This window comes from Halorussus rarus, from assembly GCF_003369835.1.
Taxonomy (GTDB): domain Archaea; phylum Halobacteriota; class Halobacteria; order Halobacteriales; family Haladaptataceae; genus Halorussus; species Halorussus rarus.
The window spans coordinates 331,905-350,996 of sequence record NZ_QPMJ01000002.1; the positions used below are offsets into that span (position 1 = coordinate 331,905).

Here is a 19,092-nt window from a genome sequence, read left to right on the forward strand (position 1 = left end):
CACATGGAAGTCACGTATCTCGAATCGGCCGCCGTCCTGGTCGAGGACGAAGACACCAAGATACTCTGCGACCCGTGGCTCGTCGACGGGGCCTACTACGGCTCGTGGGCCCACTACCCCGAACCCGACTTCGAGCCGGAAGATTTCAACGATGTGGACTACATCTACATCTCCCACATCCACCCCGACCACTTCGACCCTACCACGCTAAAGCGGATGGACTCGGACATCCCGGTGCTCGTCCACGACTACCGGTGGGACTACCTGAAGGACGCCATCGAAGGGCTCGGCTTCGAGGTGACCGAACTCCCCCACGGCGAGCGCACCCACCTCCAGGACGGAATGTACATCAACATCCTGGCGGCCGACGGCTGCGACCCCGAGCTCTGCGGCAACTTCTTCGGCTGCTCGTGGTACGACGAGGAGGCCGACGAGACCGGGTCGACCCAGGTCGACTCGATGGCGGTCATCGACAACGGCGAGTTCACGCTGGTCAACACCAACGACTGCCCGTACCCCATCGCCGAATCGAGCTGTCGCAAGATAAAGGACGAGTACGGCCACGTCGACATGCTGTGTCACCAGTACAGCGCGGCCCAGTTCTACCCGCAGGCCGTCACCAACTACACTCACGAGGAGAAGCTGCGGGAGCGCGACCGCGTGATCCAGGAGAAGCACGAGCTCGCGCTCAACTTCCTCGACCTCTTCGAGCCCGACTACTACATGCCGTTCGCGGGCGAGTACGTGCTGGCCGGCGACCTCGCCGACCTCAACGAGTACACCGCGAACCCGCCGCGAGAGAAGGCCAAGGCGTTCTTCGAGGCCCACGCCCCCGACGACTCGGAGTGCGTCTTCCTCAACTCCGGCGAGCACGTCGACCTCGCCACCGGCGAGAAGTCGGCGCCCTTCGAGCCTGTCGACCAGGAGGAGAAGCGCGAGTACGTCGAGAACGTCCTCGCCGAGCGGGAGTTCGACTACGAGGCCGACCCGACGCCGACGCTGGGCGAGCTCCGGGCGTACGTACCGGCGGCGTACCGGAACCTGGAGGACAAGCGCGAGCAGATCGGCTACAGCACCGACACCGCGGTGTTGCTGCCGCTGGTCGGGGGCGTCACCCTCGAGCTCTCGATGGACGGGAGCGGCTACCGCTTCCTCGCCGACGCCGACACCGACGACTACGACGCGTGGGTGAAGCTCGAGGTCGACCCCCGGCTGCTGAAGCGGCTGTTCGAGGGGCCCCACAGCGCCTACTGGGCCGACGCGAAGATCGGCTCGCACGTCGGCATCAGCAAGGAGCCCGACATCTACGAACGGGGGCTCTACAACTGCCTCGGGTCGTTCCACGCCCACGGCCGCGAGGTGACGGAGACCGACTCGACCCGGGTGGTGACCCCCGGGAAGGGGTCCGACGCCGCCCCGATCGCGGGCGAGGATGCGCCCCCGACCGCGGACGAAGACGGAACGACCGCCTGCGCGGACTGCGGGGAGTCGGTGTCGGTCGACTCCGAGCGCCACGTCCGGCGGTCGGGGTCGGACGCCGAGGGCCGGACCGTCCGGGACGGCGGCGAGGTGGCGCTCTGCATCGACTGCGGCGTCGCGACGCTCAACGGCGACCTCGCAGCGGGCGACGAGGCCCACTCGGCCGCGGGCGGCGAGCCGACCGGGTCCGGCGGCGAGTAGCCGGGCGTCGCCCGGCCGAAGCGAGAGGCGAGGCCCCGCTGCGGAGCCGGCGGTCCGACCCGGAACCGACAGCGCTTTTCCCGCGACGTGCGACCACCGACACATGACCGACGACGCCGAGGACCGCCTCGCGGCCGCCGAGCGCGCCGCGAGCGCGGGGAGCCGAGTCGCGGCCGAGAGCTACGGACGGGGAATCGACGTCGAGACGAAGTCCGGGAAGACCGACGTGGTGACCGAGGCCGACCGCCGGACCCAGCGCCGGGTCATCGAGGTGCTCCGCGAGGAGTACCCCGACGACGCCGTCGTCGGCGAGGAGGAGGACGAGCTCAAGGAAGTTCCCGACGAGGGCGACGCCTGGGTCATCGACCCCATCGACGGGACGAACAACTACGTCCGGTCGATACCGGTCTGGACCACCAGCGTCGCGGCGGTCAGGGACGGCGAACCGGTCGCGGCGGTCAACGACTGCCCCGCGCTCGACACGACGTTCGCGGCCGGCCCCGACGGCGCCCGGCGCGACGGCGACCCGGTGTCGGTCAGCGAGAAGACCGACCCGGAGACGTTCGCCGTGGCGCCGACCATCTGGTGGGGGTTCGACCGGCGCGACGAGTACGCCGCCGTGCTGGCGGCGCTGGTCGAGCGGTTCGGCGACGTCCGGCGGTACGGGTCGGCCCAGGTCACCCTCGGGATGGTCGCGGCCGGGTCGCTGGAGGCCGCGGTGTCGACCGTCGACCCGAACCCCTGGGACACCGTGGCCGGGGTCCACATGGTCCGGCGGGCCGGCGGCACCGTGACCGATCTGGCGGGCGACCGGTGGCGCCACGACTCCGAGAGCATCGTCGCCTCGAACGGCGAGGCCCACGGCGAACTCCTGGCCGCGCTCCGGGACGCCGCGGAGGCCGACCCCGACCCGCTGTAGCCGTCCGCGTTGGTCCCGAGTCGGCCACCCTCTCCGGATGCCGGAACGTGTCGCTCGCGCAACCACAGAAAGCCTCGACCGCGCCGAGGTGAATTCTAAGGTTATTTAGTCTGAAAGAATCTCATGGGAGGTATGGAACTCGATGATACCGACCGCGCGATCCTCGAAGCGCTGCAGGAGGACGCGAGAACGCCGTTCAGCGAGATCGCGCGCCGCATCGACATGTCGAGCGCGACCGTCCACGACCGCGTCAACCGGATGGAGGACGCGGGCGTCATCGAGGGGTACCACGCGAAGGTCGACCCCAAGGCGCTGGACTACGGCATCTCGGCGGTCGTCGGCCTGCAGGTCGAACAGGGCCAGGAGCAGGACACCCTGGGCCGCCTCGAGGACGTCCCCGGGGTCCAGGAGGTCCACCTCACCACCGGGTCGTGGGACGTGCTGATGCGCGTCTTCGCGGAGGACGCCGACAAGCTCCGCGAGCTCATGTTCGAGCACATCGCCCAGATGGACGGGTTCGCCCGCTCGCAGACCATGGTCATCCTCGGCACGCCCTACGAGACCGAGCAGCTCCCGGTCGACGGCGGCGACGCCTGAGTCGGGCGCGCGCTCGGCGGGTCCGTGGCGAGACCGGAACCGTAAAACCACGCGCTTCCAGTGTGGAACACATGAGCACCGCAACCGAGGGTATGGACAACGAGCGCCTCTGGGGCGGGACGGTCCTCGCGCTGCTGGTCGCGCTCGTCGGCGGCGCGCTGGCCTTCCCCGAGCGCGTCTACTACGGGTTCGTCTGGCACTACTTCTGGGGCCCGGTCGCCGCCGACGCCAAGAGCGCCCAGTGCGCGGCCTACGCCGACGGGTCGGTGGAGTACCTCTACGACGCCGCGGCGTGCACCGCGGCGGCCGAACCGGTGGCCTACCCCGGCTACACCCTGGTCTCGGAGGTGGGCTACGCGCTCACGATGCTGCTCGCGCTGGTCGGCGTCGTCTTCCTGCTCCGGCGACTCGGCGTCGGGCAGGACCGGGGCCTCTTCTACGCGCTGTTCCCGTACATGCTGTTCGGCGGGGCACTGCGCGTGGTCGAGGACGCCTTCGACGGGCTCTCGGCGGCCGAGACGACCATCACGTTCCCGTGGAACACTCTCATCATCAGCCCGATCATCTACTTCACGATGTTCGCCATCACGCTGGCGGCGCTGCTGGCGAGCGTCTGGCTCCGGAACGCGGGCACCACCGACAGCTACTACCGCCCGCTGGCGGGCGTCGGGACCGCGCTGCTCGCGACTACGGTCGGCTACCTGACCCTGCTGGCGTTCACCACCGACAACGTCGCCTTCCACCCCCAGATCACGGTCGTCGTGCTCGTCGGCGCGACGCTGGTGGCCCTGCTGACCTGGGAGGCCGTCGAGCGCTACGCACCCGCGATCAACCGCGGCACCGAGCGGATGGGGTTCGTCGTCATCTGGGCCCACGCGGTCGACGGCGTGGCCAACGTCGTCGGTATCGACTGGGCGAAGGAGCTCGGCCTGCCGGCCGACCTCGTCCCCAAACACCCGGTCAACCGCGCGCTCATCAACGTCGGCGAGCAGTTCCCTCAGCCGGTCATCGACCTCGTCGGCACCGCGTGGCCGTTCCTCGTCGTGAAGATCGTCGCCGCGGTGCTGGTCGTCTGGGTGTTCGACGAACGGATATTCGAGGAGAGCCCGCGATACGCCATCCTGTTGCTCGTGGCCATCGTCGCGGTGGGGCTCGGCCCCGGCACGCGAGACATGATCCGGGCGACGTTCGGCGTCTGAGACCGACTCGCGGTCCGCCGCGCCGAACCACCTGCCCCCGCGTTCTACCCCCTCGTTCGTTTTCACCGGTCGAGTTCGAGCGCCCCCGTGTCCCGCGGGGAGTTACGTACCGAGCCGCTCCAGGGTCGTCTCGGGGAAGTACCGACCGCCGCAGTTCGAACACTCCGCCACCTCGAGCGCGTCGGCGACGCCGAGACCGAGCGACTCGCCCGCCACCTCCCGGCGCGTCAGCGACGTCCCGCAGGTCGCACAGTCGAGGTCGAACTCCGAGGTCACCGACGGACACCCCTCTCGGGCCCGAGTAATAATGACATACGTTACCACGTACGTCCGACCTCGTCATAAAACCCTTGCTCACTAAACCGACACCGGCGCCGGACGACGCGCTCCCGGTACCTCCGTCACCGACGCGGCCGGTCCGGACGCGACCCGTTATCGATCCCAGGCGATCCACTCGCCGTGCTGCTGGTAGACTCCCAGACGCTCGGTCCGCAGTCCGTCGTCGACCGTCGTCAGGGTGAGGTCGATGGCCTGGTCGTACTCGTCGGCCGCGGCGTCGCCCGACACCCAGTAGAGCTCGCGGTCTGTCCCAAGGTCCGCGAGGAGGGCGTCGAACCGCTCGCGCTCGTCGTCGCCGAGCTGGTACCGGACCTGGGTGTCGAACACGCAGACCGGCCGGTGGTCCGGGATCTCGGCCACGACCGCGGGCAAGCGCTCGAGCGCGTCGCCAGTTCGGAGGTCCGGCGGGTCCTCGCGGGCGACGCCCAGGGCGTTCCGGAGCGTCCGGTGGCGCTCGGCGTGCTCGGGCCAGACCAGCGCCCGTAACCACCGGGCGTCGGCCTCGTCGGTCGCGTCGAGGGGGTTGACGTCGACGCCGACACGGGAGGCGACCGGCGGGAACGCCCCGGGCAGGGGCGGGTCGCCCGCCCTGACCGCCGACTCGATGCGGACCGGCAAGCCGGCGTCGCCGTACCGGCCCGCCGACCCGTAGTCGTAGGCGTAGTGGTCCCAGAGCAGGTTGAGGCCGGCGCTCGGGCCGACCTCCACCAGCGCGAGCGGTTCGCGCGACTCGCCGCCGGACCGCCCGCGACTCGCGCGTCGCGAGACCGTCTCGAACGCCGGGAGGAGCGCGGCGCACCGCCGGACGCTGTTGGTCTGGGTCCGGCGGGTCGCCAGCACGTTCCGAATCTCGTCGGCGTTCGCCAGGCAGAACCTCCGGAACGCCGCGACCGGGTCGCCGTCTGCCGGGTCCAGCGGGTCGTCGACGACGGTGGGGTAGTAGTCGGCCAGCGGGTCGTCGCGGCCCGCGAGCAGGCGGGAGTGGACCGCCGCGAACAGGAGGTGGGCCGGCGACCGGCCCTCCGGCGTCTCGGCGGCGAGCGCGAGCAGGTCGGAGTCGGCGGCGACGCCGCGGCCGAGACGCTCGTACAGCGGGGAGGTCCCGACGCACCAGTCGGCGAACCACTCGAAGTGGGCGGGGAGGTCGGCGCGGTCCATGCCGGCCCTTCGAAGCAACCGGCCTTAGCGGTTTCTCCGGACCCTACTCGGCCCGCCATCGCGCCGCTTACGCCCGGAGCGTGCGTTCGAACAGGCGCTCGGCGCCCGCGGTCGCGACGCAGGAGACGAACGCGACGGTGCCGAGCTTCCCGCCCGCGCCGGCGAAGGCGGTCCCGACCGCGACGAAGACCAGCCCGCAGACGGCGCCGGCGAGCGCGATCCGGGCCTCGCCGGCGAGCCGGTCGAACGAGGACATCCCGACGAACGACGCACAGAACGCGGCCGCGGCCAGCGTCCCGCTGACGAACGGGAGGGTCGCGGCCGCGAGGCCCGCGGCGAGTCCGACGAGCGCCGAGCCGACCACCGAGCCCAGGTCGAGCCGGACGCTCAGGACGGTGGTCGCGACCGCGGCGGCGACCGTCACCGGGACGACCAGCGGCGCGCGAGTCCACGGGAGGGCGCTGCCGGCGGCGTAATCGGCGCCGGTCAGCGCGGCCGCGGTCGCACACCCGAATAGCGCGAGCGTCCCAAGCTTGCCGCCGACGCCGGCGAACGACCGGTCGGCGGCGACGAAGGCCAGGCCCGCCACCAGCCCCGCTCCGGCGAGGTAGTCGACCGACGGGAACAGCTCGGGGGAAGCCATGCCGACGAACGACCCGCAGTAGGCCGGTACGTCGAGGTCGGTCCCGGACAGCCCGGCGGCCAGGCCGACGAGCGCGGAGGCGACGACCGGACCGAGGCCGGCGGTGACGCTCAGTCCGTAAGTGAGGACCGCCGCGACGGCGACCGCGAGCGCGCCGCGGGCGTCCTTCCGGTCGAAGCTGAGTTCGGCAGACGTCCCGAGGACCCGTTCGTGCTCTGCGACCACCGCGGCGCCGCCGGCGAGGACCAGCCCGCCCTCCAGGCCGACGACGGCGGTCGAGGCGTCGCCGGCGACCAGCGCGCGGGCGAGCAGCGCGGCGGGGGTCAGCGACAGCACGGCGTAGCCGGTGACACGAGTCGGCGCGTACACGTCGCCCGAGTAGTCCGGCGACCCCTGTTGTGTATTGCGATTTCGGAACGGAGAACCGGCAAGAAAAGGGGGAGACGTCGCGGCGAGACGGTCGCGAAGGAGAAAGCTGGGACCGGGTTACGGATACGGGTGGTGGTCCCGGTCGGGTCGGAACTCGAAGCCCAGCTCGCCCGGCACCTCGCGGGCGCGCTCGCCGAAGAAGGCGTCGCCGGTGAACAGCGGCTGGGCCTCGGGGACCAGCGCGCGGACCGCCTCGAACCCCAGCCGCTCGACGTCGCGGGGCGTGAGCCGGGCGGCGTACGCCGACAGCCCGGCGTCGGCGAGCCTGTCGAGGACCGCGTCGAGTTCGGCCGCGCCGGCCGGCGGGTCGGCCGGGCCGACGCTGCCGGCCGGAACGGCGGTCTCGGCGTCGACGAACTCGCGGGCGGACTCGGGGAAGTCGGCGTACCGACCGATGGCGCCGTCCGCCCCCGCGGCGTCGGCCTCGCCCATCGACCGGAGCTCCATCCAGTTCTGGAGCGCCTCGGCCAGCGCCGCCGTCGCGGCCGCCTCGGGGTCGAGGTCGGCGTCCGAGCCGACCGCGAACCGGGGCCACGCGCCCTCGCGGTGGACGGCCACCGCGACCACGGGCACGTCGACGTCCTGGGTGACCAGCAGGGCCGTCACGTCGAGGTCCTCCGCGCGTGCGCGAGACCGGAGCGCCGCGAACCGGTCGCTCTCGACCGACAGCGCCAACGGCTCGAACGACGAGTACCACGCCAGCATCGTGGCGTCGCGCTCGACGACCTCGTAGAGCCCCGACAGCAGCGCCTCGACGGTCGAACTGCCGAGGCCCAGGCCGGTCGTGATGGAGGGCTTGTGCCGGACCTCGGGCGGCGGGAAGTGGACGAACTCCGCCGGGAGCCGGACGGGGACGTCGGCGTGCAGATTTCGGCCCTCGACCCACGCGAGGGAGTCGTCCGCCGCGGGGCCGGTCCAGTCGTCCGGCCGGACGAACGCCGCCGGGGCGACCGCGCCGTCGACCTCACCGGGTCGGCCGGTCTCGAACGCGGCGGTCCGGTAGACGCCCGCGGCGTAGCGCTCGAGCGCCTCGCCGAGCGCCTTCATCAGCGCCTCGTTCCAGTCGACCGAGACGCCCGCGGCCTGTTCGGCGGCCCGCGCGTCGCTGAACCCCGTGGTGTCGGCCAACTGGGCGAGGTAGTACGGCGTCGGGAACGACTCGGCCTCGCCGATCGAGGAGACGACGCCGATTCGCTCGTCGACGGCCTGCTCGGCGCGGGTGAGCGCGTCCTCCAGGTCAGCATCGCGGTACTCGGGGTCGAGCGCCCGGTCGCCCTGGGGGTTCTTGCTCCCGTCTCGGCCCGCCTCCCGGCCGCAGATCTCGCAGCCGGGGACCGGCAGCAGGGTCCGCTCGACGTGTGGTACCTCCACGACTCCGCCGAGGACGGTCGACTCGCCGCCCGAGAGCAGGGTCGCCGCCTCGCGCCCCGCGAGCGCGCCCGCGAAACGGGCGTCGGTGGCGGAAACTTCGGGGTCATCGGTCGACGGCGCAGAATCTTCGCCCTCGCGGTTCGCCGCGACCCGCGTTCGGAGGCAGGCCCAGCAGGCGGTCGCCGGCGCGAACCCCGAGACGGCGGCGTCGACGTCGGACAGGACGCGCCCGCCGACGCAGCCGAGTTCGACAGCGAGCCACGGCGTCTCCCCCTCGCGGGCCGACCGGGCGGCGGTCGCGAACCGGGCGGTGCCCGCCTCGCCGACGACCGCGGCGAAGTCGACGGCCCCGACGCGCTCGGGGTCCGACTCGACGGGGTCGGCCCCGGCGTCGGCGAGCGCGGCTCGCACGGCGTCGGCCGCCGGCCCCGCGCCGACGAGTCCGACTGTGGGTGTGCTCATACCGGGACGGTCGCAGTCGGCGGGCAAAAGCGCGGTGCTATCGCTCGGCGGTCGGCCGACGAAAGAATATCGGATTCGGCGATCAGTTCAGCAGGCTCTGGGCCGCGCTGGCGAGCTGGTCGGTGTCGGCGTCGCGCAGGTCGTCGTTGGCCAGCTTGAGGCGCAGGCGCGGTCGGCCCACGTCGATGGGTACCTTCTCGGTGCCGATGAGGCCCATGTCCTCGAGCTTGGTCTTCGTCCGCGAGAACGTCGCCTTGCTGGCGATGCCGACGTCCTCGCCCCACTTGCTGATGTCGTACAGCAGCGCCTCGTTCTTCGCGGCCACGAGCAGGCTGATGGTGACCTCGTCGAGGCCGTCGCCGTCGCCGCGGGCGGTCTCCATCGAGGACAGCACCTCGTCGAAGTCCTCCCGGGCCTCGGGGCTGATCTCGTCGCCGAGCGTGTCGCGGACGCGCGAGAGCGGCGGCGTGCGCAGCGAGAACTCGTCGGCCTCCTCGAACTGAGCCGAGTAGGAGTCGTACGCCTCCGAGACGAACGCGTCGTCGTCGGCCGTCAGCCCGCCCACGCGGTCGTCCGCGGTCACGAGCGCGATGACGACCTCGTCGGTGACCAGCAGCGAGTTGCTCGGGACCTCGTCGGTGGTGCGGAGCGACAGCGAACCGGCGTCGATGAGGTCGGCGGCGTTGCTGGCGACGATGAAGTCCTCCATCACGTCCTTCAGCGTGCCCGACTGCGCGAGCATCCGGAGCTCCGGCAGGTCGCCGTCGTACTCGGTGGCGACGTTGATGAGCTCCTCGATGGCGTTCTTCGAGGGGTTGACCACGAGCAGCGTGTCCGGCGCGCCGTCGATGACCGTCCGAAGGATTTCGGCGATTTCCTGGTCGAGTAAATTCGATTCGGTCTCCATGTACCGACAAACGTTTTACCCCTACTTAATTTTAACGTTAGTAACGGGGGGAAATCAGCGATTATGCGCCCGTACTCCGGCGTCAGCCACACAATTCCAATCGAAAGCCCGCCGGGAACCTTAGTTTCGATGGCGGTCGGAGGGAGACCGGATTCGGCCGGTCGAAACCGAACGACGAAACCGCGACGGGGGAGTCGTCGTCTCGGATTCGATACACGTTTGCGTAGGTTTAACGGCAGATTTCCGGTGTTATTCTCCGAGTACTAACGGATGAAAGATGCGCAACAATCAAGTAGTGTGGTTGATTAACAAGAATCGAACTATGCGAGGTAAAATTCGGCAGTGGTTCGTCGACAACCCGCGAGCGATGGACGGAGCGTACGCACTCGTCGCCGCCAGCGCGGTGGCCGTGCGTATCACGACCCAGGAAGCGACCGGCGCGACGAGCGGCCCCTAAGACCGGTCGATCTGGTCGAGGAGCTCCTCCGACCAGAAGAGGTCGCCGTCGTAGACGAACGGTGTTTTCGCGCGTTCGAGGAACGAGAACAGCTCCGACCGGTCGAGCGTGAACGTCGACTCGGTCCCGTGGAGCCGGGGCTTCTCGTCGCCGTCCCGGTAGACCTCGTAGACGCCGCCGATGTTTCGCATCGAGAGGTTCCGGTACTCCAGCCGGTACTCGTCGCCGACCTCCTCGAGGGTGGCGATGGTCGGGTACCGGTTGTCGCACTGGGTGAGCTGGTGGGTGCCGTCGCCGACCACCGCGTAGTCCTTGCCCATCATGATGCGCCGCCGGGCGAGCTGGATGGCGTGGGCGATGTCGTAGCCGTTGATGAGCAGCTGGGAGAACGCGACCCCGACCTTCGCGGCCTGCTTGTTGAGGACCTTCGTGAACGTCACCGCGCCCGCGACGCTGCCCTTCTCGACGAGGTCGCGGCCCTCGTAGTAGGAGCCGCAGGCGTTCAGGAAGAACGTCTGGACCCTGCTTCGCTCCAAGTCCGCGACCGCGAGGTTCCCGTCGCGGCACCTGAGCCCGCCCTCCTCGCAGTGTCCGATGTAGTGGACGAAGTCGTGAGAGGACTCCAGCACGTCGGCGAGTTCGGCCTTCGAGAGGTGCTCGTGGACGGTCACGTCGATGGGGATCCGCTCGGCCCGCTCCTCGTAGATGGCCGCGACGGTCTCGTGCTCGTCGACCATCTCCTGGTCGTTGAGGATGACCGTGACGTCGATGTCGCCGCCCTCGCGGTCGAAGTAGTCGAACCGGTTCTCGTAGGCCTCTGGGACGGCCTTGAACACGTCGATGGGCACGCCCTCGGCGAGCCAGCCGTTGACCTGCCCCTCGTGGAGCACCGGGTTGCGCCGGTCGACCGACCGCACCGGGCCCGGGCCCTTCCGGACCCGCGCGGGCTCGGGCGACGGCGGCTCGACCCGGGACGGGTCCGCGCGGTAGAAGTCGTCGATGGACTTGTTCAGCAGTTCGTCCTTCTCGAGGTCGGTCGACTCCGGGAGGTAGATCAGGCTCAGGGTGTCGAGGAAGTACGGCAGCGACGTGGCGCTGTCGGCGCGGGGCGTGACGTGCATGGCCAGGAGCCACTCCGGCAGGTCGTCCTCGATGCGCTCGAAGGGCGCGTCGAGGTACGTCGCCAGCTGGTCGGCGGGCGACGCCTCGTAGGTCGCCGCCGCGTCGACGCCGACGTCGTCCAGCAGCGACAGTTCGGCCAGGTCCCAGCTGTACTCGCCGGCGTTCCGGACCAGGCAGTCCATGAAGAACGTCCGCCGGAGCAGGTCGGCCGCCTCGTGCTGAAACTGCGGCAGCGTCCCGAACTCGCGGTCGACGCCCGCCGCGGGCGCCCGGAGCACCGGCCGGCGCCGGTCCTCGACGCGCAGCTCGGCCTGGAGGTAGTAGGCGAGCGGGGCCGCCACGAACGCGTAGTCGAAGCGCTCGGGGACGACCAGTTCGATGCCGACGTCGAACCGCTCGTCGCGGAGCCGGTCGGGCACGTCGGTCTCGTCGCCGAGTTCGATGCGGGGCGGGTGGCCCCGGAGCGTGGGGTACGACCGGTCGGGGCCGGTGACCTTGTGGGACGACGAGAGGTGGGTGACCGCCGTCGCCACGCCCGCGGGCGTCGGCGGGACGGTTATCGTGTCGACCGGCGCCTCGTGGTGGCTCCGGAACCCGAAGGTCACCGACACCGGATCCGGAAACGAGACGTGGAGTTCGTTGTAGTCGGACGTCTTCGCGATCCTCGCGCCGCCCGAGAACCGGAGATACGTCTTCACGTTGAGGCTGAGGTTGAGCAGGTACTCCCCGTCGGGCAGGTCGAGGGGTTCGGCGTCGCCGCCGTGGGTGTACTCCTCACCGGAGTGAAGTTCGGTCGCCTTCACCAGCGCGGGCGGGAGCCGGAGTTCCGAGACGCGGCCCGAGAGGGTCTCGTCGAGCGGGCGGTCGATGTCGTAGCCGTCCTCGACCGCCTCCCACGCGTCGGTCTCTATCGAGACCTCCGTCTTGGTGCGGTCGAACACGCGCAACCCAGAACTCGTCTCCTCCCACTCGATCATGTCGGGGTTGTACAAGGTGTCTCACCGGGACTTTATATTTTTGTCGCCCGGCGTCTTTCCCTCGAAAGGTAAGCTTATACTCCGGGACGCACCGATTTTTCCCATGGAGTACGACCGCGTCCGCGCCGTCGACCCGGAGGTCGCCGACGCCCTCGAGGCCGAAGTGGACCGCCAGCGCGACACCCTGGAGATGATCGCCAGCGAGAACCACGTCAGCGAGGCGGTGATGGAGGCCCAGGGCAGCGTCCTCACCAACAAGTACGCGGAGGGGTACCCCGGCTCGCGCTACTACGGCGGGTGCGAACACGTCGACACCATCGAGGAACTGGCGATAGAGCGCGCGAAGGAGCTGTGGGGCGCCGAGCACGTCAACGTCCAGCCCCACTCGGGCACCCAGGCCAACATGGGCGTCTACTTCGCCATGCTCGAGCCCGGCGACAAGATCCTGTCGCTGGACCTGACCCACGGCGGCCACCTCAGCCACGGCCACCACGCCAACTTCACCGGCCAGCTCTACGAGGTCGAGCAGTACGAGGTCGACCCCGAGACGGGCTACCTCGACTACGAGGCGCTCCGGGAGCACGCCGAGGAATTCGAACCGGACATCATCGTGTCGGGCTACTCGGCGTACCCCCGCGAGGTCGAGTGGGAGACCATCCAGGCGGCCGCCGACGCTGTCGACGCCCTCCACCTCGCGGACATGGCCCACATCACCGGGCTGGTGGCCGCCGGCGTCCACCCCTCGCCGGTCGGCGTCGCCGACTTCGTCACCGGGTCGACCCACAAGACCATCCGCGCGGGCCGCGGCGGGATGATCCTCTGCGACGAGGAGTACGCCGACGACGTCGACTCGGCGGTCATCCCCGGGATGCAGGGCGGCCCCCTGATGCACAACATCGCGGGCAAGGCGGTCGGCTTCAAGGAGGCGCTCGAACCCGAGTTCGAGGAGTACGCCGAGCGGACCGTCGCCAACGCCGAGGCGCTGGGCGAGCAGTTGCAGGACCGCGGCTTCGGCCTCGTCTCGGGCGGCACCGACACCCACCTCGTGCTGGTCGACCTCCGGGAGTCCCACGAGGACGTGACCGGGAAGGACGCCGAGGAGGCCCTGGAGGACGTCGGCATCGTGCTGAACGCCAACACGGTCCCCGGCGAGACGCGCTCGCCGTTCGTGACGAGCGGCATCCGCGCGGGCACGCCCGCGCTCACGACCCGCGGGTTCGACGAGGAGGACTGCCGGTACGTGGGCGACCTCATCGCCGACGTGGTCGACGACGTCGACGACGATGACGTGAAGGGCGAGGTGGCCGAACAGGTCCAGGAGCTCTGCGAGGCCAACCCGCTCTACGAGTAGGCACGCCTTACCCGGTCGTATTCTTTCTTACACCGACGGAGCGCTTATTTCTCCGGCGGAGGTTCCGATTACACGACCGGTCGCCCGAGTGAAGCGACCGTCGCGCGCGCTCGCTCGCCGCCGGGCCTCATCGAACTTCACCGACGCTCGACCGAGTTCCCGGAGTTCCGGTGACCGCCGCCGGAAGAACGGCCTGGAAGACGAGGGTCAGAGGGCGTAGGGCCGCCGGAATAATACACGAACTTGTACATAACTACCATCGAGTAGCGGAAAATAGGCACGAATCCGAGGGTTGAAATGGCTCGGCGCCCCACCTCGACCCATGACGGAGGTAATCGACGGGAACGCCGTCGCCCAGCGGATCCGCGACGACCTGCGGGACAGCATCGAGACGCTGGCCGACGAGGGCGTCGAGCCCGGGCTGGCCACGGTGTTGATGAGCGACGACCCGGCGAGCGAGACGTACGTCTCGATGAAGCAGCGCGACTGCGAGGAGGTCGGCATCGAGGGAATCCACGTCGAGATCGACGAGGACGCCCCCGCCCAGGAGCTCTACGACACCGTCGAGGACCTCAACGCCGACCCCGACGTCCACGGCATCCTCGTCCAGATGCCGGTCGTCGACCAGGTCGACGAGCGCCGGGTGCTCCGGAGCGTCGCGCCCAAGAAGGACGTCGACGGCTTCCACCCCGAGAACGTCGGCCGGCTGGTCGCGGGCGACGCCCGATTCAAACCCTGTACCCCCCACGGCATCCAGAAGCTGCTGGAACACGCCGGCGTCGAGACGGAGGGCGCGGAGGCCGTGGTGGTTGGGCGGTCGGACATCGTCGGCAAGCCGATGGCGAACCTGCTCGTCCAGAAGGCGCCGTTCGGCAACGCGACGACCACGGTGTGTCACTCCCGGACCGAGGACCTCGCGGCCCACACCCGCGAGGCCGACATCGTCATCGCGGCCGCTGGCGTCCCCGAGTTCATCGACGGGTCGATGCTCACGGAGGGGACGGTCGTCGTCGACGTGGGCGTGAATCGGGTCGACGCCGACACCGAGAAGGGGTACGAACTCGTCGGCGACGTCGACTTCGAGAGCGCGAAGGAGAAGGCCGAGGCCATCACGCCGGTCCCGGGCGGCGTCGGCCCGATGACCCGCGCGATGCTGCTCTACAACACCGTGAAGGCGGCCGGTCTGCAGGAAGGCGTCGAGGTAGACCTCCCCTGAGGTCGCTTCGGCCGGCGGGTCCGGTCCGACGCTACCGGCGACCGGAGGCGTCGCGTTCCTCGCTCGCGTCGATCTGTCGGTCCGCGTCCCACTCCGACGCGTCCGCCGACGAGCGCTGCCCGCGCGCACTGCGCTTCTGGCGGACGAGCAGGCCGACGACGACCGCGACGAGCGTCAGGCCGACCGCCCGCACGACGAGCCCGGACGAGACTGCGAGCGCGGGGAGTTCGGACGATATCGCGGGCACGAGGTCTGCCCCGACGAACCCCCACCTGACGAGCAGCGGTCCCACGACCAGCGCGACGACCCCCAGTTTGACTAGCTGCCGCAACCGCGAGGTGGCGCTTGTGGCCATGGTTTGGTGTACGTTAACGAGTGTGGAAAAGGTGTCGTCGGGGCGGAGTTTTATCTCGTTTCGGGGAAACTGACACCTATGCCCTCGGAACCAGACCCGCAGATACAGGCGGTGCTCGAACAACTCGACCGGCTGGGGATGCCGGACCTCTCGACGCTCGACCCCCGGGAGGCCCGGGAGCTCTTCGAGGAGTTCCGGACCAGCGAGTCGTCCGAGGAGGTCGCCGCCGTCACCGACCGGACCATCCCCGGCCCCGGCGGCGAGCTTCCCATCCGGGTGTACGAACCCGACGGCGAGGGACCCCATCCGGTGCTGGTCTACTTCCACGGCGGCGGCTGGGTCGTCGGCAGCATCGAGACCCACGACGGGCTCTGTCGCCGCCTGACGAACGCGGCCGGCTGCGCGGTCGTCTCGGTCGACTACCGGCTCGCGCCCGAGCACCCGTTCCCCGCCGCGACCGAGGACGCCGTGGCCGCGGTCGAGTGGGTGGCCGAGCGCGGCGACGAGGTGGGCGTCGACGGCGACCGGCTCGCGGTCGGCGGCGACAGCGCGGGCGGCAACCTCGCGGCGGTGGCCGCGCTGGTGGCCCGCGACCGGGGCGGTCCGGACATCGCCCGGCAGGTGCTCGTCTACCCCGCGACCAGTCCCAGCGACGACTGGCCCTCGACCGAGGAGAACGCCGAGGGCTACTTGCTCACCAGGTCCGAGATGGAGTGGTTCGCCGACCAGCTGTTCGAGAGCCCGCTCGACGCCAGAAACCCCTACGCCTTCCCGCTGCAGGCGTGCGACCACGCCGGTCTCCCGCCCGCCACGGTCGTCACCGCGGGCTTCGACCCGATCCGCGACGAAGGGGCGGCCTACGCCGAGGCGCTGGCCGACGCCGGCGTGGACGTGACCCACCGCGATTACGAGGGGATGATCCACGGCTTCATCGGCATGCTGGAGGAGCCCAGCGTCGACCGCGCCCACGAGGCTGTCGACGCCATCGGCGCGGACCTGCGGGGGACCTTCGAGTAGCGACGCCCGGCGTCGCTCGGCCGGCCACTCCGCGAATCGTCGATTCTCCCGGTCCGTTACTCCGCCAGCCTGTCGAACCGGTCGCGCGCGCTCGCCAGTGCGTCGGCGTCGCCCTCCCGGAGGTATCGACCGACTTCCCGGGCGGCCGCCACGAGCAGTTCCGAGGTCTCGGCGTTCACGTCGCCGTCGAGCGCCTGCACGCGCCTGACGCGGTCGCCCAGGCTCTCGAGCGCGTCCCGGCCGGCGGCGTCGACCTCGTTCTCGTCGGCCCAGTCGGCCGCGTCGCTCCGGTACTCCTCGACCGCCTCGGCGTAGGCCAGCCCTCGGATCGGGTGCATCGACGTCGGCACCTCGTCCGGCGCGGGCCGCCGGTCGGCGTCGGGGTCGGTCTCCGGGTCGGCGTCGGCGCCCCGGAGGAGCGCGAGGAAGTACCACTCCTCGTCGTCGCTCAGGTCGAGGCCGCGGCCCACCACGTCGGCGGCGTGGCGGAGCTCCTGGGCCGCGAGGTACGCCTCGTCGAGGCCCAGCAGGTCGCCGCCGCGGACGAATCCGCGCTTGCGGACGTACCCGCGGGCCATCTCGTCGGCCAGGTCGGCGACCTCCCGGAGCGGCCGGGCGTCGACCGCCTCCCTGGCCTCGGTCAGGTCGAGTTCGGCGGGCGAGTCGGTGTGGAGCCGCCGGTCGTCGTCGACGCCGACGCTCCGGAGGCTGCCGCACTCCGGACACTCGACGCTCCCGGTCCGGTAGTAGGACCACCGCGCGCCGCAGTCCGAGCACTCGCGCTGGCCGCGAACTTTCATGTCGGGCCGTTGGTCGGCCCGACACAAAACACGGTCGCTCTCGCGAACGGATTCCCCGCGGACCCGCGGACCACCGTGAACCGGTGTCGGACGCGAGCAGCTGCGGAAGAATCGGCTCTCACCCCTCAAAACTTATATCGGAACACAGAGACAACCTAGAGTATGCAACCGAGCGGCAAACTCGGCCCCGTCCCGGTCCGCGTCCCCGTCTCGGGGGACTTCTGGCGCGCCTACGGGGTTCCGCTCGGATTCGTGCTGGTCGCGCTGTCGACCGTCTCGGTCGCCGCGGCCAGCGACCCCGGCCGCGGCGTCGTCGTAGGGGCGACATTTCTCGGGCTCTCGGTCGGCGCGGTGGCGGCGGGGTTGGTGGTGTACAACGTCGTCGTGGCGCTGCTGCTCGCAGCCATGCGGTAGGGGCCGGGACGCAGTGAGGCCGGTTCCGGGGGACGGCCGGTGGTGCGGTCGGCCGGCGGTCGAAAACCTTGCGACCGTCCCCGACATTTATCATCCCGGTCGCGGTAGACCCTGACGCAATGTCGAGTCACGGCCTCTCCACCGAGGCGTCCGAGGATAGAGTAAGTCGCCAGTCGGCGGCTGGTCGAGAAATTCTCCGCCGAGCGTAACCACTCCACCGCAGCGCGGTCAGACGGGGGCGAGACGGTCGCGGTGACCGTCGCCGGCGAGCGCCACGAACTCTCCAGAGCCGAGGCCGACCGGCTGCGGGCGGCGCTCGGCGACGCGCTGACCGAGCGACGGGAGTTCGTCCGCACCGCCGGTACCCACCGCGAGGACGGCAGCTACGTCGTCGCGCGCCGGAACGCCGACTCGTCGGGCCACAGCAAGGTGTTCGAGAGCTTCGCGGCGCTGCGCCGGCTGTACGACCGTCTGCCCGACGAGTTCACCGCCGAGGACGTCGGCCGGTCGGGACTGACCGGCGGCCGGCGCCACATGCTCGTCCGGCACCTCGCCGAGCACCCGGCGTTCGACTGCGAACTGGCGAAGCGCCAGCCGCTGACCGGCGCGAAGCGCGCCGCCGAGAGCGGGGACGCCTCCGGGGGTGGTAGCGGGGACTGACCACGTCGGCGGTGGAACCGGAGACCGACGCCGCCGGCCGAACGCTTTTCGGCCTCGGTTTCGACCTGTTCGACATGGAACCGCGACCAGCCACCTTCTCCGTCGTCGCGCGCGACCCCGAGACCGAGGCGGTCGGCGTGGCGGTCCAGTCGAAGTTCGTTAGCGTCGGCTCCGTGGTGCCGTTCGCCGCCGCCGACGCCGGGGCCATCGCGACCCAGAGCTTCGCGAACGTCGCCTACGGTCCTGACGGCCTCGACCTCCTCCGCGAGGGCAAGTCCGCCGACGAGGTCGTCGCCGAACTCACCGACGACGACCCGGAGGCCGCCCAGCGACAGGTCGGCGTCGTGGGGCGGGACGGCTCGGTCGCGGGGTTCACGGGCGAGGAGTGCTTCGAGGTCGCGGGCGACCGACAGGGCGAGACCTACACCGTTCAGGGCAACATCCTCGAGAATGAGGAGACCCTGGACGCGATGGAGGAGACCTATCAGGAGACCGAGGGAGGTCTCCCCGAGCGGTTGCTCGCCGCCCTCCACGCCGGCAACGAGGCGGGCGGCGACAGCCGCGGGGAGCAGAGCGCCGCGATGTACGTCGCCAAGCCCGAGGGCGGCTACGACGGGAAGAACGACCGCTGGATCGACGTGCGGGTCGACGACCACGAGGCGCCCATCGACGAGCTCGAGCGGGTGTTCAAGATCTACGACGTGACCCTGCTCGAACGCGAGGAGCCCGAGGACGTCCGGGAGCTCTCGGGCGAGACGGCCGAGGAGGTCGCGGCGACGCTGGCGGATCTGGGTTTCTACGGGGAGAGCGAGACGCCCGACGCGACAGACGCGGGCGAGTTCGGCGAGGTCGACCGCGAGGCGCTCGAGGCGTTCCGGGGGATGAACAACTTCGAGAACCACGACCTCCCCGTCGTCGAGGACGCGCTGGCCCGCGGATGGGAGGACGCCGAGGGGACCGGCGAGGACCGGCTGGTCGACGCCCTCTGGCACGGGCTGTCGCGGCTCGACCGGAAGTGA

At 70.4% G+C, this 19,092-nt stretch carries 19 protein-coding genes; 11 read left to right on the plus strand and 8 right to left on the minus strand.

All coding sequences use genetic code 11. From position 1 onward, the window contains the following. Positions 1–3 precede the first annotated feature (3 nt). The 4 genes from DVR07_RS09905 (at position 4) to DVR07_RS09920 (ending at position 4,395) form a co-directional block, all read left to right on the plus strand. Positions 4–1,680, plus strand: a complete 1,677-nt coding sequence (locus DVR07_RS09905; protein WP_115796874.1) for an MBL fold metallo-hydrolase — start codon at positions 4–6, stop codon at positions 1,678–1,680. 103 nt (positions 1,681–1,783) lie between these two features. Continuing rightward, positions 1,784–2,599, plus strand: coding sequence for an inositol monophosphatase family protein (locus tag DVR07_RS09910; protein WP_115796876.1), 816 nt, complete (start codon positions 1,784–1,786; stop codon positions 2,597–2,599). Between the two features lie 132 nt (positions 2,600–2,731). Beyond that, positions 2,732–3,196, plus strand: a complete 465-nt coding sequence (locus DVR07_RS09915; protein ID WP_115796878.1) for an Lrp/AsnC family transcriptional regulator — start codon at positions 2,732–2,734, stop codon at positions 3,194–3,196. A 71-nt stretch (positions 3,197–3,267) separates the two neighbouring features. Next, on the plus strand, positions 3,268–4,395 hold the full coding sequence (locus DVR07_RS09920; RefSeq protein WP_115796880.1) for a DUF63 family protein: 1,128 nt from the start codon (positions 3,268–3,270) through the stop codon (positions 4,393–4,395). Between the two features lie 102 nt (positions 4,396–4,497). On the opposite strand, the gene DVR07_RS09925 is transcribed toward DVR07_RS09920, so the two are convergent. The 5 genes from DVR07_RS09925 to tbsP form a co-directional block, all read right to left on the minus strand. Further along, on the minus strand, positions 4,498–4,671 hold the full coding sequence (locus tag DVR07_RS09925) for a zf-TFIIB domain-containing protein (RefSeq protein ID WP_115796882.1): 174 nt from the start codon (positions 4,669–4,671) through the stop codon (positions 4,498–4,500). A gap of 156 nt (positions 4,672–4,827) precedes the next feature. Continuing rightward, complete coding sequence (locus tag DVR07_RS09930) at positions 4,828–5,892, minus strand: DUF2332 domain-containing protein (RefSeq protein ID WP_115796884.1); 1,065 nt, start codon at positions 5,890–5,892, stop codon at positions 4,828–4,830. A gap of 67 nt (positions 5,893–5,959) precedes the next feature. Then, a complete protein-coding gene (locus tag DVR07_RS09935; protein WP_115796886.1) occupies positions 5,960–6,904 on the minus strand; it encodes a hypothetical protein in 945 nt (314 codons plus the stop codon). Positions 6,905–7,021: 117 nt separating this feature from the next. Continuing rightward, complete coding sequence (locus DVR07_RS09940; protein WP_115796888.1) at positions 7,022–8,797, minus strand: YcaO-like family protein; 1,776 nt, start codon at positions 8,795–8,797, stop codon at positions 7,022–7,024. An 82-nt stretch (positions 8,798–8,879) separates the two neighbouring features. Continuing rightward, positions 8,880–9,704: a transcriptional regulator TbsP gene (gene tbsP, locus DVR07_RS09945; RefSeq protein ID WP_115796890.1), complete on the minus strand. Its 825-nt coding sequence runs from the start codon at positions 9,702–9,704 to the stop codon at positions 8,880–8,882. Between the two features lie 322 nt (positions 9,705–10,026). On the opposite strand from tbsP, the gene DVR07_RS22510 reads away from it, so the two are divergent. Next, positions 10,027–10,161, plus strand: a complete 135-nt coding sequence (locus tag DVR07_RS22510; RefSeq protein WP_255457518.1) for a hypothetical protein — start codon at positions 10,027–10,029, stop codon at positions 10,159–10,161. Here the strand turns inward: DVR07_RS22510 and DVR07_RS09950 are convergent. Next, positions 10,158–12,260: a hypothetical protein gene (locus DVR07_RS09950; protein ID WP_115796892.1), complete on the minus strand. Its 2,103-nt coding sequence runs from the start codon at positions 12,258–12,260 to the stop codon at positions 10,158–10,160. The two genes, DVR07_RS22510 and DVR07_RS09950, sit on opposite strands and share 4 nt — an antisense overlap. A gap of 103 nt (positions 12,261–12,363) precedes the next feature. Between DVR07_RS09950 and glyA the strand changes: the two genes are divergently transcribed. After that, positions 12,364–13,611 (plus strand): serine hydroxymethyltransferase, encoded by a 1,248-nt coding sequence (gene glyA, locus DVR07_RS09955; RefSeq protein ID WP_115796894.1) that lies wholly within the window; start codon positions 12,364–12,366, stop codon positions 13,609–13,611. A 322-nt stretch (positions 13,612–13,933) separates the two neighbouring features. After that, positions 13,934–14,827, plus strand: a complete 894-nt coding sequence (locus DVR07_RS09960) for a bifunctional methylenetetrahydrofolate dehydrogenase/methenyltetrahydrofolate cyclohydrolase (protein ID WP_115796895.1) — start codon at positions 13,934–13,936, stop codon at positions 14,825–14,827. 31 nt (positions 14,828–14,858) lie between these two features. On the opposite strand, the gene DVR07_RS09965 is transcribed toward DVR07_RS09960, so the two are convergent. Then, the gene (locus tag DVR07_RS09965; protein WP_115796898.1) at positions 14,859–15,182 is read right to left on the minus strand and encodes a hypothetical protein; all 324 of its coding nucleotides are present in this window, start codon (positions 15,180–15,182) and stop codon (positions 14,859–14,861) included. A 78-nt stretch (positions 15,183–15,260) separates the two neighbouring features. Between DVR07_RS09965 and DVR07_RS09970 the strand changes: the two genes are divergently transcribed. Beyond that, complete coding sequence (locus tag DVR07_RS09970; RefSeq protein ID WP_115796900.1) at positions 15,261–16,199, plus strand: alpha/beta hydrolase; 939 nt, start codon at positions 15,261–15,263, stop codon at positions 16,197–16,199. 56 nt (positions 16,200–16,255) lie between these two features. On the opposite strand, the gene DVR07_RS09975 is transcribed toward DVR07_RS09970, so the two are convergent. Continuing rightward, positions 16,256–16,999, minus strand: coding sequence for a DUF7117 family protein (locus DVR07_RS09975; protein WP_115796902.1), 744 nt, complete (start codon positions 16,997–16,999; stop codon positions 16,256–16,258). A gap of 162 nt (positions 17,000–17,161) precedes the next feature. Here DVR07_RS09975 and DVR07_RS09980 point away from each other — a divergent pair, with 162 nt between their 5' ends. The 3 genes from DVR07_RS09980 to DVR07_RS09990 all read left to right on the plus strand — a co-directional run bounded on the left by DVR07_RS09980 (position 17,162) and on the right by DVR07_RS09990 (position 19,092). Continuing rightward, positions 17,162–17,413, plus strand: coding sequence for a hypothetical protein (locus DVR07_RS09980; RefSeq protein WP_115796904.1), 252 nt, complete (start codon positions 17,162–17,164; stop codon positions 17,411–17,413). Between the two features lie 252 nt (positions 17,414–17,665). Then, the gene (locus DVR07_RS09985) at positions 17,666–18,073 is read left to right on the plus strand and encodes a DUF7528 family protein (RefSeq protein ID WP_115796906.1); all 408 of its coding nucleotides are present in this window, start codon (positions 17,666–17,668) and stop codon (positions 18,071–18,073) included. A 74-nt stretch (positions 18,074–18,147) separates the two neighbouring features. After that, a complete protein-coding gene (locus DVR07_RS09990; protein WP_115798308.1) occupies positions 18,148–19,092 on the plus strand; it encodes a DUF1028 domain-containing protein in 945 nt (314 codons plus the stop codon).